This window comes from Roseateles sp. AC306, from assembly GCF_979253795.1.
The window spans coordinates 103,256-117,721 of record NZ_CEEDEB010000016.1 but is presented as its reverse complement, the minus strand read 5'-3'; the positions used below and the strand labels follow the sequence as shown (position 1 = coordinate 117,721).

The following is a 14,466-nucleotide window of genomic DNA, read 5'->3' as shown; positions in this document are numbered from 1 at the left end:
CCCTAACGTGGCCAGTAGGCCTGCCACAACGAGGAACGGGGCCGGCCCGCAGGCCGGCTCGGCGGATGACGCTCAGTAGTTGTAGCGCAGCACCGCCTGGTAACGCTTGCCGGTGCGGTAGATGCCGCGGGTCAGCAACTCGGTGTTGGCGATGCCGGTGACGTCCGCGTAGTTGCGGTACTCGCTGTCCAGCAGGTTCATCGCGTCCAGGCCCAGGCTGAGGCGGTCGGTCAGCTTCACGTTGACGCTGGCGGCCAGGTCCTTGCTGCCGTCGGTGACCAGGAAGTTGCCGCGGTCAGCCTGCGTGTAGTACTTGGAGCGGTAGGTGTAGGTCACGCGGGCGCTGAAGCGGTCGCTTTCATAGAACGGGCTGAGGCTGTACTGGTGCTTGGAGTTGAACGGCAGGTGCGAGCCGGCCGTGCTCGTCTTGGCGTCCGAGAAGGTGTAGGTGGTCAGTGCGCCGAAGCCCCAGCCGATGTTGGCCTGCAAGGCCAGGCTCGCGCCCTTGATGGTGGCGCGGCCGGCGTTGTTCGGGCGCGAGACGGCGTAGGTGGTGTTCTGGCGTTCGAACTGGTTGAAGTGCACTTCCTGCTGCGTCGTGACGAGCACGTAGTCGGTGACCTTCTTGTTGAAGATCGTGCCGGCCAGGATGGCGTTCCTGGCGAAGTACCACTCGGCCGAGAAATCCAGGTTGGTGGATTTGTAGGGCTTGAGGTCGGGGTTGCCGCCGCCGCCGGACTTGGTCTGATCGCCGATCCACAGGTAGCTGGACATGTCGCCGTAGTTCGGGCGCGACATGACCTTCGCGGCCGAGGCGCGCAGGACCACGTTGCCGTTCAACTCGTAGGCGACGTTCAGGTTGGGCAGGATGTTCGTGTAGTTCTTCTGCACGGTCGTCGCCACGTACTTGTCTGCCGGGCAGGCCTGGCCCGTGGACACCGTGCAGGCCCAGCCGCCGCTGCTGGAGGTGGTGTCCACGATGCGCACGCCGAAGTTGCCGCGCAGCGCGTCGATGGCGTAGTCGGCTTGCACGTAGGCAGCATCGACGACTTCCTTGACCGACCAGGTGTTGGCGACGAAGGAGGGGTCGTTGAACGTGGCGGGCTGCGGCATGGTCTGCCACGGAGCCAGCCATTTGCCACTGGTGATGTAGCCGGCCAGCGCTTCACCGTCGATGGTGTAGCGGTTGCTCAAATCGCCGACGTTGCCGAAGCCGCTGAGATAGTTGCCCGGCAACTGCTTTGGCGAGAACTGGCTGGCCCTGGCGTCGCCATAGCCGCTCACCGATGCCAGCGACACGCCGCCCATCGTCTGCGTGGTGTTGTGCTCGCGGTGCTTGGCGCCGAAGCGCAGCTGGTAGATGGGGCCGTCGAACTTCAGGCCGCCGTCCACCTGCATGAACTCTTCCTTGTCCACCGTCGGCTTGAAGACGATGTTGCCGCCCCAGCCGGTGTTCCAGGTTTCCTTCTTGGTGGGGTCGGAGCCCCAGCCGCCGTCGATCTGGAAGGCGCTCGGGTCCTTCAGCGGGTTCACGCCGGTGATGCTCAGCCTGGGCGTGCCGCTGCTGATGTCGTAGCTGTAGTCGGACCAGTTCAGGAACTCGCCGTAGACCTGCAGCTTGGTGCCGCCGGTGGCCTTGGAGGCGCCCGCGTGGAAGGAGGCGAACCAGCGGTCGTCCTTGTAGTTGCCCTTGAGGTCATAGGACGTCGTGTCCACCGTCGCCTTGCGGTCGATCAGGTCGTACACCATCAGTGCGTTCTTGAACGTGCCCTTGGTGATGACGCCGCCATCCACGGCCAGGTCGGTCATCTTCATGAGGCCGTTGTAGGCATTGCCCTGGAAGGCGAACATCGAGTGGCTGCGGTTGTCGTAGCCGGCCTTCACCTTGAGGGCGTTGAACTCGAAGTCGAGCTTGTCGTTGGCGCGGGCCTGCAGCGACAGCGACAGCGTGTCGCGCTCGCGCGTCTGCTCGAAGTAGTGCGCGCTGACGGAGTTGGGGCCGACGGCGTTCGGGTTGGCCAGCAGCGTGGTGGCGCAGCTGCCGACGCAGGAGGCCGGCTTCTTCGGTTGGCTGCCGTCCGGGTTGGGGGCGACGGACCAGTCGGTCGGCAGGTTGTTGATGGAGCCGCCACCGCCGCTGCCGTTGATGTAGTCGCTGCCCTTGACGGTGCCGTACGACTCCACGCCATCGCGGCGGATGCCTTCTTCCGAGCGCTGGGCCGAGAAGATGACCCCGAAGGTCTTGGCGTCGTTGCGCCAGCCGACCAGCCCGGCCACGGTGGGCTTGCCCTTGCCGATGCGGTCGTTGTAGAGATAGCCGAGCGAAGCCGCCAGCGTGAAGGCCTTCTGGTCCAGCGGCTTGCGGGTGGAGATGTTCACCGTGCCGCCGATGGAGCCTTCGTCGAGCCAGGCTTCGGGCGACTTGTAGACCTCGACCTTGTTGATCAGCTGCGGCGCCAGCAGCGAGTAGTTGAAGGTGCGGCCCGGCTGGTCGGCGATGAACCAGTCGGCCGAGGCGATCGTCTGGCCATTGATCAGCGTGCGGTTGAGGGCCGGGTCGGTGCCCAGGATGGACACCTTCTCGCCCTGACCGAAGGCCTTGTCGATGGTGACGCCGGGGATGGTGGTCAGCGCCTCGGCGACGTTGGTGGCGGGCAGCTTGCCCACGTCTTCAGCGGTGATGACGTCGACGATGGCGTCGGCATTGCGCTTGGTCTGCAGGGATTTCTCCATGCTGGCGCGGATGCCGGTGACGACGACGGCCTCCAGGGTCTCCTTCTTCGGGGCCTCCTGGGCCAGTGCCGGCAGCGCCAGGCTCAGCAGCACGGCGGCCGCGATGGCGGTCTGGGGGTGGATGGACTTCTTCTCTCGCATGGTCACTTTCTCCGGGGGTGGGTTGTCAGCACCCGAGCGGGTGCATGAGGGGGACGCCGAACAGCTCGCTGGCGTGTCTGTAGAACTGGCTGCGGCGGTCGTTCTTGCGCAGGGCTTCGGGGTCGGCTGGCTTGTCGCACTCCAGCGGGCCGTTGATGGCGCGGGTCGTCGCGCCGAAGCCGGCGTTCGCGCGCAGCGCGGCGTGCGCCGGTTGCGTGGACTCACCGGGCTGCGTCATCCAGTACCAGAGCGCCGTGCGCCAGGCCACGGTGGAGTCGCGCGCGACGCGGTCGGGGTCGCTCCACAGGTCGATGCCGAGGAAGTCGCCCGCCGCCTTGTATTGATAGTTCCAGCTCAGCTGGATGGGGCCGCGGCCGTAGTACTGCTGGCCGGGTGCGCAGCCCAGGCGGGCGTCGGCGCGGCAGTACTTGTCCCAGTTCGCGCGCTTGTACTCGCGCTGGGCGCGCAGCTGGTCGGACTCGTGCGCGATCTGGCCCAGGAAGGCGGCCATCTCCTGCCGGCGCTGCGTCGCGTTGCCCCAGTCCGCGAAGCCGGGCGTCTGGCGCACCGCCTCGGCAAAACCTTCGTAGCTGTAGAAGGCGATGCGCTCGGGGAAGAGTGCGTCGAATTGCGCGCGGCTGGGCAGGAAGGCCGCGCCCGCCGCGAAGGCGGTCAGCGGTGAGATGAGACAGATGCAAAGCAGAAGGCGGACGCGGTTCATGCGCAGGTATCAAGGCGAATCAAGAATGGCCACGACTGTCTGCCGGGGTGCCTATGCGCTGCTTCAACGGCTTGTTAAGACCGTCTTAACGCGGATGTCACTAAAGTCCAGGACATGCGAATTTGTCTTTTGGAAGACGACCTGGAACTGGGCCGCTCCCTGCAGGCCCTGCTTCAGAACGCTGACCACGACGTGATGTGGCTGCGCCGCATCGCCGACGCACGGCTGTGGATCGCCGAGGGCGGTTTCGACGCCGTCGTCATGGACCTCGGCCTGCCCGACGGCGATGGCATGGAGCTGCTGCGCACGCTGCGCCGCAACCACCGCAAGCTGCCGCTGCTCGTCATCACCGCGCGCGACGCCATCGAGGACCGCCTGGACGGCCTGGACGGCGGCGCCGACGACTACCTCGTCAAGCCCTTTGCCGGCTCCGAGCTGCTGGCGCGGCTGCGCGCTGTCATGCGCCGCAGCCAGGGAGAAGAGGCGCAGGGCCAGCCCGCCGAATGGCAGCTGCGCGACCTGGTGCTGGACGAACCCCGCATGGAGGTGCGCCGTGGCCAGGAGCGCCTGCCGCTGTCGCGCACCGAGTTCAGCCTGCTGCTCACCCTCATCAAGCTGCCCGACCGCGTCGTCACGCGCCGCCAGCTGGAGAACCGCGCGCCCTGCCAGATGGACGGCCGCAGCCTGGACGTGCACATCTCCAACCTGCGCCGCAAGATCGGCGAGGGCTATATCCGCACCGTGCGCGGGGTGGGTTATCTCGTCGAGCGCGGATGATGAGCCCCTCGTCCAAGGGGTACCTTGGCCGGGACCGCTCTGCGGCCAGCGGCCGCAGAGCTTCGGCAGGCACGACAAGTCCACAGGACTTGCCGTGTCCGGCCTCAGCCCCCGAGGGGACGGCGATGCTTGCGGCATTGAGCCGCGCGCACATCGCCAGACGGGCCGGCTTGGGACGGCCCGGCGCTCGGCCCGCAATGCACCATCGCCATGCCGGCTGACGCAAGTACCGCGCAGCGCTCGCTGTTCCGGCGCAGCCTGGCGGCCGTGTTTGCCGTGCTGTTCCTGTGCTGGCTCTTCCTGGTGGCGCGCGAGCTGATCGACATTCGCGTGCTGCAGGTCAACAACGGCCAGGCCGAGAACATGCTGTGGGCCGAGCTGGCGCTTGAGCGTGCGCGCGACACGCATGCCGACGCCGCCCGGCTCGACCAAGCCCTGTTGGCGCTGGAAGGCATGCGCGACCGCGAGTGGCGGCTCAAGGGCCACCGCTCGCCCTTCCGCCTGCTGCAGGTGCTCAAGCGCGACGCCGTGCTGGCCGAACTCAAGCCTGACCTGACCGGCCGCGACCGCGTGCTGCCCCAGGAGGCCGTGCCCGGCGAGGACGACCGCTGGCTCTACACGGAGGTGCGCGACGCCGCCCGCGAACTCGTCGTGCGCCGCTGGCAGGAGCGCCCCGGCGACTGGCACTTCAGCCTGGCCGGGCTGAGCTATTACGCCCGCCCGCTGCTCTACGGCCTGCCGCTGCTGGTGCTGCCGCTGTGGCTGCTGTTCCGCCTCGGCTTTGCGCCGCTCAAGCGCATCGGCGCGCAGATCTCGGCCCGCTCGGCACAAGACCTGACACCGCTGCCCGCCACGCCCTATGTGGAGCTGGCGCCCCTGGTCAACGCCGTCAACTCGCTGATGACGCGGCTGCAGCAGCGCCTGGACCGCGAGCATGAATTCCTGGCCGACGCCGCCCACGAGCTGAAGACGCCGCTGGCCGTCATCCAGCTCAGCTCCGAAGGGCTGGACCAGGCCGACATGCGCGCCCGCGATGAGGCGAGGGACCGCTTGCGCCTGGGCGTGCAGCGCGCCACGCACACGGTGCATCAGCTGCTGGCGCTGGCCCGCTCCGGCGCCGACGCGCTGGACCTCAGCAAGACCCGCCACGACCTGGTCGACCTGGTGCGTGAGCGCATCGCGCTGGCCAGCGGCCTGGCCGTCAAGCGGCGCATCGAGCTGGAGCTGGTGGCGCCCGAGCAGATCACGATGTGGCTGAACCGCGAGTCCCTGTGCAGTCTGGTGGACAACCTCGTCGACAACGCCATCAAGTACTCGCCTGCCAACGGCCACGTCAGCGCCGCGCTGGTGGAAGAGGCCGACACCGTGACGCTGACCCTCAGCGACGCCGGGCCGGGCATTCCGCCCGAGCTGCGCGAGCGTGTGTTCGAGCGCTTCGTGCGCCTGGCCGGCGACCAGCAATGCCACGGCAGCGGCCTGGGGTTGACCATCGTCGAGCGCGCTGCCGCCCAGCATGGCGCGACGGTCGGGCTGCTGGACGGGCCCGATGGGCGCGGGCTGACGGTGAAGGTCAGCTTTCCGCGCGAGCCAGTCGCCTGAGCAGGCGGCCGGCGCGGGCGCGTGGCTCGCCGTCGTCCAGTGCCAGCTCGCCATTCACCCAGACGGCCGCGATTCCCACCGCCGGCAGCGTCGGCGTGCCGTAGCCGGCGCCGTCGGCGAGGCGTTCGGCATCGAACAGCACCAGGTCCGCCGCCGCGCCGGCGCGCAGCGCGCCGCGGTCGTGCAGCCCGAAGCGCCGCGCTGTCAGCCCGGTCATCTTGTGAACTGCCTGTTCCAGCGTCAGCAGCCCGCGCTCGCGGCCGTAGTGGGCCCATACGCGCGGGAATGCGCCCCACAGCCGGGGGTGGGGGAAGCGGTCGTGCGGCAGGCCGTCCGAGCCGATCATGGCCAGTGGGTGCATGAGGATGCGGTCCACGTCGTCGGCATGCATCTGGAAATAGCAGGCGCCGCCAGGCTGAAGGCGCGCAACGGCCTCGGGCTCGCTGACGTTCCAGTCGAGCGCAATGTCCGTCAGCCAGCGGCCGGCCAGTTCGGGGTGGGCTTCGCTCCACGTCAGGCGGATGGGCGTGAGGCCGTCGGCCAGGTCCTCGCGCAGCACCGTGGAGCCGGCGAGGTAGGGGTAGACGTCCAGCCCCAGCGATTGGCGCTGGCTCAGCCGCTCGATCAACGCCAGCGTCTGCAGGCTGCGCCCCCACTGCGCGCGGCCGGCGCATTTGTGGTGGGAGATGACGAGCGGCAGGCCGGCCGCGTGGGCGCAGTCGGCGGCCTCGGTGATGGCATCCAGCACGCCGGCCATCTCGTTGCGCAGGTGCACCGCGTAGACGCCGCCATGCCGCGCGGCCACGCGGGCCAGCGCCAGCAGCTCGGTGGCGTCAGCCGCAGCGGCGGGGGCGTAGAAGGTGCCGGAGGACAGGCCGGCGGCGCCTTGGCTCATCGCGTCATCCAGCAACGCGCACATGGCCTCGCGTTCGGCGTCGTTGGCGGGGCGGCTCGTGTCGCTCATGCAGCGCAGCCGCAGCGCTGTGTGGCCGACCAGGCCGACCGCGTTCACCGCCGGCCGGGCCGCGTCAACAGCGGTTCGCCAATCGCCAAAGCCGGGATACCGGAACTGCTCGCGCGCCAGCAGGTTCATGGGTGGCGGCGGGTCGGCTGTCACCAGCGGCGCCAGCGAGATGCCGCAGTTGCCGGTGACGACGGTGGTCACGCCCTGGCTGAGCTTGGGCGTCATGCCCGGCGCCGTGATGAGGGCCGCGTCGTCGTGGCTGTGCGCGTCGATGAAGCCCGGCGCCAGCACCAGGCCGGCGCAGTCGCGGCGTGGCACGGCTGGGTCGATTTGCAGCGCCGTCCCCAGCGCGGCAATGCGGTCACCGGCGATCAGCAGATCACCCGTCCAGCCCGGCGCGCCGCTGCCATCGACGATCAGCGCCCCCTCTAGAAGCTCCATCAACTGAACTGCGTCGTGATCGCGTCCACGACGCGGTCGTCCTCGTCGGCGACGGCCATCCAAGCCCACTTGTCGAAGGTCGTGCACGGGTGCGACGGCCCAAGCGCCACGCGCTCGCCAACGGCCGGCCCATCGGTCTCGGCCGGGTCCCAGCGCAGGTAGGCATGCTGGTCGTTCAGCCCCGTCACCTGCCAGCCCTGGGGCACTACCCGCTCGCCACCACGCAGGTGCCACACCGGCACCGGCCAGCCCTGGTCGAAAGACACATCGCGCCGGCCGGCATTCAGCAGCGCCAGGCCCGGCTCGGGGCTGGACAGCACCTGCGTCCACACCTCCAGCGCCGGTTGCAGGCTGGGTGTGCCCATGGGCGTACCCATGCGCTCGTCCATCGTCCGCATGTAGCGGCCGTAGTGCGCGTGGTCGTGGCAGACATAGCAGCCGGAGCGCAGCAGACCCAGGCGCCCGGGCTTGCCGGCAATGACGGGCGCAACAAGGTCGAACAGCGCCGAGCCGCCGCCGCTGAGCCAAAGCGGCTGCACGTCGATGAGGCCTTCGGCTTCGATGTCCGCCAGCAGCGCCTCGACGCGCGCCTGCCATTGCTGCATCAGCGCGATGTCGGGTTCGGTCTCGCCGACGACCTGCAGGCCCTCGTAGAAGCCGATGCCGCGCAGCCGCAGCGCCGGGTGGGTCTTGAGCGCCCGTGCCAGTGCCAGCGCAGGGCCGTGCTCGCGCACGCCGCAGCGCGAGGTGCCCAGCTCGATCAGCACGTCCAAGCGGCCTTCGTTCGCGCCGAGCTGTGCCCAGTGCGCGGCGATGAGGTCCAGCTGCGCCTGCGAGTCGACAAAGAAGGCCAGCTCCACGCCGGCGTGGCGGCGGCGCAGGTCCAGCAGCTCGGCCAGATCGGCCGCGCTGACGAGCTGGTTGGCAATCAACGCCCGCCGCGCGCCGGCCGCGAGACCCAGGCGCAGCTGGTGCACGTTCGCAAACGTCAGCCCCCAGGCGCCGGCGTCGAGCTGGCGGCGGAAAAGCTGCGGGCTCATCGTTGTCTTGCCATGCGGCGCGAGCTGCACGCCTCGTTCGGCGGCGAAGTTCTGCATCCAGTCGATGTTGTGCGCGAGCGCCTGCTGGCGAACGACGGCCAGCGGCGTGGGCAGTTGTTCAATCGTCCAGCCGCGCTGCGCCACCTCGGCCAGCGGCAGCGGCGCCTGCAACGCGGGGAAGCCTTTCAGCCAGGGGCCAAGCCAGCCGGGGCGCGGGGTGTTGTCTTGCTGCATGTTGGCAATCATCGCGCCGCTGTCTGAAGGCCGTCTAAAGGGCGCTCTTGCACAAGGCCAGTCGCGCCACCAGACTGCGCCGCCATGAATGACACCCACCTTGTTTTCCTCGGCGTCGAGCCCACCGCCAGCGACCGCCAGCCCCGCCCCCTGTCCCCCGCCGTGCGCGCCGGCGACTTCGTCTACGTCTCCGGCCAGGTGCCGGTGGACGCCAGCGGCCAGATCGTCGACGGCGGCATTGAGGCCCAGACCCGCCAGGTCTTTGCCAACCTGGAGGCGGCCCTCGCACTGGCCGGCGCCACGCTGGCCGACGTCTGCAAGACGACGGTCTGGCTCGAAGACGCCCGCGACTTCGGTGCCTTCAACCGCGTCTACATGGGCTACTTCCCGGGCGGCAAGCCGGCCCGCTCGACGGTGGAGTCGCGGCTGATGATTCCGGCGAAGGTGGAGATTGATGTGGTGGCGTATCGGCCGGTGGGGTAGCGCTGATTGGCGCGGCGGTCACCGTGCCTCGGCGGTCAGCGCCAATGCTGCCGACCGTGCGCAGGAGCCATCTCCTTTTGCATCGTCCGCCAAACCCGTTCGAGCCCTGCACACATCCATGGCTGTCCATCCCTGAAGACGCGCCGCTGCCTGACGTCCTTCAGGTTGGGCTCGAAGTGCAAGTGCCACGAAACGCCGCCGCAAGCGAAAGTCCAGTCAAACGGCTGCCGGTGATCTTCTCGAGCCGCTTGAAGCGGGGCATTCCCACCTTCGGCAGCACGTGCCAGCCGCCGCTCCGCACGTGCGTCACGTTCAGCGCTGGTGGCGTGGCGGTACGTTCGCATGCTCAAATGTTAGGCAGGAATCGTTAACGATCCATCTACGACACGTTAGCCAGCCAAGCGTATGAACGAAGCACAAGCGTGGGAGCAGCACTTGGCGTGTTACCGCGAAGCCGACGCGTTGTATCGCACTCGCGACCTGAGGTCCGCACAGCGAGCGTTCTTCAAAGCGCTACGCTTGGCTCCCGACGATGTCGATACGTTGTGGGCTCTTGGTTCGTGTTTCAGCGAGTTAGGCAAAGCGCGCGCGGCGGAACGATACTTTCGACGCGCTCGCGCTCGTTCGGAATGGGAACGCAGAGGGGATCTGCTCTACAACATCGCCAATTCACTTTTTGACCAAGGGCGAGTTCGAGCTGCGTTGCAGCTCTATATCCGCGTCCCGCATCACTCAAAGGCATTTTTGCTAGCGCGGCGCAATGCACTTATGGCACGTCGTAGGCTGGCTAACCTTTTGCTGCAGCGGACGGCTTCGCCGCCCGCTGAACTCGCACGTTAGCCGTCTAGGAGCTACGCCAATGCCTGATGATCAGTCGCCAATTGAAGTCGCCAAGGGGGCAATGAGCGTCGTCAGCGAGATGATCAAAGCCGCTGGCGATGATCCGAAAGTCAAGAAGGCAGCGGCCAACCTTGGCACTGCTGCTGTGACAGTGACCAACACAATTAACACACTGCTTCTGCCTTTCGCGGCGATCAACTTCGGCGTAGAGAAAGCCAGAAACTACTTCTCTTCCAAGTTTCCAAGCGAACTCGCTGAAAAGACAACGAGCATTCCGGCATCAGATCTTGTCGAACCGAAAGCGTCAGTTGCAGGCCCAGCCATTCAGGGCCTCGCGTACAGCCACGAGGAGCCAGACCTAAAGGAGTTGTACCTAGGTCTGCTTGCGACCGCTATGGACAGGAGATCACAGAACCACGCGCATCCTTCATTTGTTGAAGTGATAAAACAACTCAGTGCCGAAGAGGCAAGGTTGCTGAAGACACTTCCAATTGCAGTTCTCACATCGGGCAGCAGCATTCCCGTCGCCAACGTATTCCTGAAGGTAAACGGCGACGTTGGCATTCGTCATGTGTACCGACACCTCCAGCCCCTTACGTTTCTAGGAAGCAACGATCCAGCTGAGCATGGCGACGGCACAGCCATTGCCGAAAACTGGATTCGACTCGGTTTGGTTGAGTTTCGATATGACGCACAGATTCTTGTGCCGGGGGCCTATGACTGGCTAGAAAACCGCCCAGAGGTCTTGCGCCTTCGTGTCGAGTTTCCACCACCTGATGCCCACGTCACCTTCGAGCATGGGTTCTTACGCATTACTGAGTTCGGCCTGCGCTTCGTTAGAGCTGTAGGCATTGCACATTGAACGAGACGGCTAACGCTCCCATCGAGAGGACGCTGCCCGGCAAGCCGATCAGCGCCTCTTATGTCAAACGTTGATCAGCGCAACCAGCCCACGCACTCAGGGGCATCAAGCTGTGACCGGCTCGTCGATCTCCCCCCGCTCCCCATTCGCCTCCACCGCCTTGGGCGCCGTCTGCGCAAACTTCGCACACGCCAGCAGCACCGCCGCAAACCCAAGATAGCTCAGCGCCAGCGGCAGGCTCTTGCCAATGCCGATCTGCTCGCCGTGCATGAAGCCGAAGAAGGTCAGCGCGGCGCCCGCCACCGCGAAGGTGGCGGCCTTGGCGAGCTGACGTTCGATGATGAACACGGCAATCGCGCCGAGCACGAGGCCGCCGAGGATGGCGCCGCCGCCCAGCACTTCCAGCCCGTGATACAGCACGCCCGTCTGGCCCAGCTTGTCCAGCCCGACGGCGGCGGCGCTGGTGCCGGCGGCGCCCAGTGCGTTGTCGATCTGCAATTTGCCCCAGGCCGCCAGGTGCGGCATGAAGGCCAGGATGATGGCTGGCGCGTGGCTGCGCGGCGTCTCCTGGAAAGCCTGCGCGCCGATCAGCATGCCGATGTAGAGCAGGATGGGCGCGATGGCGACGACCGGGATCAGCGTCGTCATCACCGCGATGATGCCCAGCCAGCACATCACCAGCACGGCCACGCCGGTGGCCAGCGAGTAGCCGATGCGCCCGCCCATGGCCTTCCAGCCCGGGTGGCCGATGTAGACGGCGTTGATGAAGGGGTTGCCCATCAGGCAGCCGATCAGGCTGACGACGCCGTCGGCCGTCAGCACGCGGGTGGTGGGGAAGCTGTCGCCGCCGGCGGCGGCGCTCTCGACGTTGTCCATCGCTTCCACGAGGTCGTAGATGCCGAAGGGGATGGCCGTGACAAGGATGATGGCCAGGAACTCGAAGCCCGAGAACACATGACCGAAGGCGGGCAGCGGCACGGAGAAGCCGAAGTTGGCAAACGAGGCGCCGAGCGCGGACAGGCTCATGCCGCCGATGGGCATGCCCAGGGCGGTGGAGCCCCAGGCGATGGCGCAGCCCAGGGCGATGGCTACCAACCCCGCCGGGATGCCGCGGAACCAGCGCACGCCGCCGAACCAGCTGACCAGGATGACCGAGAAGCACACCAGGCCGAGGACCGGTGTCATGAACATCTCCAGCGCCGGGCGCAGCGCGATGAAGGCGACGGACACGCCGGCCAGCGTGCCCAGCAGCGCGGCGCGCGGCGTGATGCGGCGGATCACCGGCGCGATGAAGCCGCCCACCATCAGCACGAAGCTCTGCACGAACACCCAGGTGAGCCCGGCCTCCCAGCCCTTGACCGGATCGCCCGTCTTCAGCGAGATGGGCAGCATGATGACGAACACGACGATGAACATGTGCGGCACGCTGATGCCCGAGGGCAGGGCGCACACATCGCTGCGGCCGGTGGCCTTGGCGAGCTTCCACGCCAGCCAGGCGTAGTAGGCCGTGGACAGGAACATCATCAGCCCGGCGGCGGGCAGGATGCGGCCGAACACGAGTTCGTCGGGCATCTTCAGCACGAAGCGCAGCAGCGCGGTCAGCGTCAGCAGGTTGACCAGGATGTTGGTGCCGAAGCCGAAGAGGGCGTTCCAGTCGCCGGGCACCCAGAGCTTTGGCGAGGTGGTCAAGGGCATCGTCATGGAGCGCTCCTTGTGTCGATGGCCGCGAGCACGCGCGCCGAATCGGTGACCCAGCCGAAGATGCCGCCCTGCGCCTGGATCATGCGCAGGCCGACCTCGTGGAACTCGGGGAAGTAGGAGGCGCAGCAGTCGCCCGGCACGATGCAGCGGTAGCCGCGGTCGTTGGCCTCGCGCACGGTGGTGTGCACGCAGACCTCGGTGGTCACGCCGCAGACGATCAGCGCCTCGATGCCGCGGTGCTGCAGGATGGCGCCCAGGTCGGTCGCGTAGAAGGCGCCCTTGCCGGGCTTGTCGATGACGGGCTCGCCGGCCTGCGGCTGAAGCTCGGGGATGAGGGCATGGCCGGGCTCGCCGCGGATGAGGATGCGCCCCATCGGGCCGGCCGCGCCGATGCGCAAGCTGGGTGCGCCGCGCTCCACCTTGGCGCGCGGCGCGTCGGTCATGTCGGGGCGGTGGCCCTCGCGGGTGTGGATGACGAGCATGCCCGCCGCCCGCGCGCCGGCCAGCAGCGCCTGGCAGGGGGCGATGGCTGCGCGCAGCAGCGAGACGTCGTTGCCCAGGCTGGCCCCGAAGCCATCGGCCTCGATGAAGTCGCGCTGCATGTCGATGATGACGACCGCCGTGCGAGCCGGGTCAACGGCCACCGGCTCGGGCGCCGCGGCTATGGTGACTTGCATGGTCCGCTCCTCACTGTCCTGGCATGACGGCTGGGCTCGAGTTGGCGCATGGCCGCCCCGAGTTGATGCACGCCGGCCGGGAAAGCGCCGGGTCAAGGGCAGAACTGCAAAAAGCAAGCCAGCGGGTCGGCTCTCCGTGGCTGTGGCCCGTCGTGGCGCGTGGCTACTTCAAGCCTGCCCACCAGCGCCGGTTGGTCCGAGGCTGCCCCACCGTCAGCACCTCGCCGATCTCCGGCGTCGCCAGCTCGATGCCCTTGGCCGCCGCCAGGTCGGCCAACCGGTCCAGTGGTTCATGCCAGGTGTGGAAGGCCAGGTCGAAGGTGCTGTTGTGCACCGAGAAAAGCAGCTTGCCGCGCAGGTCCTGGAAAGCCTGCACGCTCTCCTCCGGCGTCATGTGCACGGCCGGCCAGTAGGCGTCGTAGGCGCCGTTCTCCATCAGCGCCAGGTCGAAGCCGCCGAAGCGCTCGCCGATCTGCTTGAAGCCGGGGAAGTAGCCCGAGTCGCCGCTGTAGAAGATGCGCTGCCCGCCGCTCGCTATGACCCAGGATGCCCACAGCGTGCTGTTGCGGTCAGTGAGGCTGCGGCCGGAGAAATGCTGGGCCGGCGTGGCCGTGAGTTGCACGCCGGCATGCGTGGCGCCCTGCCACCAGTCGAACTCCTGCACGCGCTCGGCCGGCACGCCCATGGCCACCAGCCGTGCCTTCACGCCGAGCGGCACGAAGTAGCGCTGCACGCGTTGCGCCAGGTACTCGATGGTGGGCACGTCGAGGTGGTCGTAATGGTCGTGCGACAGGATCAGCCCTTCGATGGCCGGCAGCTGCTGCAGCGTCAGCGGCGGCGCGTGGAAGCGCTTGGGGCCGGCAAAGCTGAGGGGCGATGCACGTTCCCCGAAGACGGGGTCGATGAGCCAGAACTTGCCTTGCAGCTTCAGCAGGTGCGAGGAGTGGCCCAGCCGCACGACGTGGTTGGCCTGCGGGTCCAGCGCCTCCAGCTGCGCTGTCGTCAACGGCCGCACGGGGATGGCGTCCACCGGTACGGTGCCCGTCTTGCTGCCGAAGATGAAGCGCGACCAGATCGCCCAGCCGCTGGCGCCGGGCGGCGTGGCGGGGTTGGGCAGGTTGGCGAAGGCGCAGTTCTTGAACTGAGCCGAGGCGGCGTGGGGCGAGCCACAGTCGCTGCTGCTGGCGCAATTCGTCAGCAGGGGCAGGCAGGCCAGCAGAAGCAGGAGGTGCAGGAGTCGCATGGCGGGGAGT

11 protein-coding genes are annotated in these 14,466 nt (G+C 67.6%); 4 read left to right on the top strand and 7 right to left on the bottom strand.

Translation table 11 applies throughout. The features are described 5' to 3' along the window. Positions 1-72: 72 nt before the first annotated feature. Complete coding sequence (locus tag AC0IZJ_RS24335; RefSeq protein ID WP_471854194.1) at positions 73-2,874, bottom strand: TonB-dependent receptor; 2,802 nt, start codon at positions 2,872-2,874, stop codon at positions 73-75. Positions 2,875-2,899: 25 nt separating this feature from the next. After that, complete coding sequence (locus AC0IZJ_RS24330; RefSeq protein ID WP_471854192.1) at positions 2,900-3,595, bottom strand: chitinase; 696 nt, start codon at positions 3,593-3,595, stop codon at positions 2,900-2,902. Positions 3,596-3,724: 129 nt separating this feature from the next. Here AC0IZJ_RS24330 and AC0IZJ_RS24325 point away from each other — a divergent pair, with 129 nt between their 5' ends. Beyond that, complete coding sequence (locus AC0IZJ_RS24325) at positions 3,725-4,372, top strand: response regulator transcription factor (protein WP_471854191.1); 648 nt, start codon at positions 3,725-3,727, stop codon at positions 4,370-4,372. Between the two features lie 210 nt (positions 4,373-4,582). Further along, entirely contained in the window at positions 4,583-5,971 is a 1,389-nt protein-coding gene (locus AC0IZJ_RS24320; RefSeq protein ID WP_471854189.1) for a sensor histidine kinase, read from the top strand. Here the strand turns inward: AC0IZJ_RS24320 and AC0IZJ_RS24315 are convergent. Then, positions 5,943-7,376, bottom strand: a complete 1,434-nt coding sequence (locus AC0IZJ_RS24315; protein ID WP_471854187.1) for an N-acyl-D-amino-acid deacylase family protein — start codon at positions 7,374-7,376, stop codon at positions 5,943-5,945. The genes AC0IZJ_RS24320 and AC0IZJ_RS24315 overlap by 29 nt on opposite strands. Next, the gene (locus tag AC0IZJ_RS24310; RefSeq protein ID WP_471854185.1) at positions 7,376-8,650 is read right to left on the bottom strand and encodes an alanine racemase; all 1,275 of its coding nucleotides are present in this window, start codon (positions 8,648-8,650) and stop codon (positions 7,376-7,378) included. Before AC0IZJ_RS24310 ends, AC0IZJ_RS24315 begins: the two co-directional genes overlap by 1 nt. Positions 8,651-8,734: 84 nt before the next feature. Between AC0IZJ_RS24310 and AC0IZJ_RS24305 the strand changes: the two genes are divergently transcribed. Both AC0IZJ_RS24305 and AC0IZJ_RS24300 read left to right on the top strand, forming a co-directional pair. Next, complete coding sequence (locus AC0IZJ_RS24305; RefSeq protein ID WP_471854184.1) at positions 8,735-9,133, top strand: RidA family protein; 399 nt, start codon at positions 8,735-8,737, stop codon at positions 9,131-9,133. Between the two features lie 859 nt (positions 9,134-9,992). Beyond that, entirely contained in the window at positions 9,993-10,835 is an 843-nt protein-coding gene (locus AC0IZJ_RS24300; protein WP_471854183.1) for a DUF4393 domain-containing protein, read from the top strand. A 105-nt stretch (positions 10,836-10,940) separates the two neighbouring features. On the opposite strand, the gene AC0IZJ_RS24295 is transcribed toward AC0IZJ_RS24300, so the two are convergent. The 3 genes from AC0IZJ_RS24295 to AC0IZJ_RS24285 form a co-directional block, all read right to left on the bottom strand. Further along, positions 10,941-12,536 (bottom strand): hypothetical protein, encoded by a 1,596-nt coding sequence (locus AC0IZJ_RS24295; protein ID WP_471854181.1) that lies wholly within the window; start codon positions 12,534-12,536, stop codon positions 10,941-10,943. Further along, on the bottom strand, positions 12,533-13,213 hold the full coding sequence (locus AC0IZJ_RS24290; RefSeq protein ID WP_471854179.1) for a cysteine hydrolase family protein: 681 nt from the start codon (positions 13,211-13,213) through the stop codon (positions 12,533-12,535). Before AC0IZJ_RS24290 ends, AC0IZJ_RS24295 begins: the two co-directional genes overlap by 4 nt. A gap of 163 nt (positions 13,214-13,376) precedes the next feature. After that, positions 13,377-14,456 (bottom strand): MBL fold metallo-hydrolase, encoded by a 1,080-nt coding sequence (locus AC0IZJ_RS24285; RefSeq protein WP_471854177.1) that lies wholly within the window; start codon positions 14,454-14,456, stop codon positions 13,377-13,379. Positions 14,457-14,466: the final 10 nt, after the last annotated feature.

What these genes read in the sequence shown, in the direction of transcription:
- AC0IZJ_RS24335 (WP_471854194.1), bottom strand. Translation starts at nt 2,874, where the DNA reads ATGCGAGAGAAGAAGTCCATCCACCCCCAGACCGCCATCGCGGCCGCC.
- AC0IZJ_RS24330 (WP_471854192.1), bottom strand. Translation starts at nt 3,595, where the DNA reads ATGAACCGCGTCCGCCTTCTGCTTTGCATCTGTCTCATCTCACCGCTG.
- AC0IZJ_RS24320 (WP_471854189.1), top strand. Translation starts at nt 4,583, where the DNA reads ATGCCGGCTGACGCAAGTACCGCGCAGCGCTCGCTGTTCCGGCGCAGC.
- AC0IZJ_RS24315 (WP_471854187.1), bottom strand. Translation starts at nt 7,376, where the DNA reads ATGGAGCTTCTAGAGGGGGCGCTGATCGTCGATGGCAGCGGCGCGCCG.
- AC0IZJ_RS24310 (WP_471854185.1), bottom strand. Translation starts at nt 8,650, where the DNA reads ATGCAGCAAGACAACACCCCGCGCCCCGGCTGGCTTGGCCCCTGGCTG.
- AC0IZJ_RS24305 (WP_471854184.1), top strand. Translation starts at nt 8,735, where the DNA reads ATGAATGACACCCACCTTGTTTTCCTCGGCGTCGAGCCCACCGCCAGC.
- AC0IZJ_RS24300 (WP_471854183.1), top strand. Translation starts at nt 9,993, where the DNA reads ATGCCTGATGATCAGTCGCCAATTGAAGTCGCCAAGGGGGCAATGAGC.
- AC0IZJ_RS24295 (WP_471854181.1), bottom strand. Translation starts at nt 12,536, where the DNA reads ATGACGATGCCCTTGACCACCTCGCCAAAGCTCTGGGTGCCCGGCGAC.
- AC0IZJ_RS24290 (WP_471854179.1), bottom strand. Translation starts at nt 13,213, where the DNA reads ATGCAAGTCACCATAGCCGCGGCGCCCGAGCCGGTGGCCGTTGACCCG.
- AC0IZJ_RS24285 (WP_471854177.1), bottom strand. Translation starts at nt 14,456, where the DNA reads ATGCGACTCCTGCACCTCCTGCTTCTGCTGGCCTGCCTGCCCCTGCTG.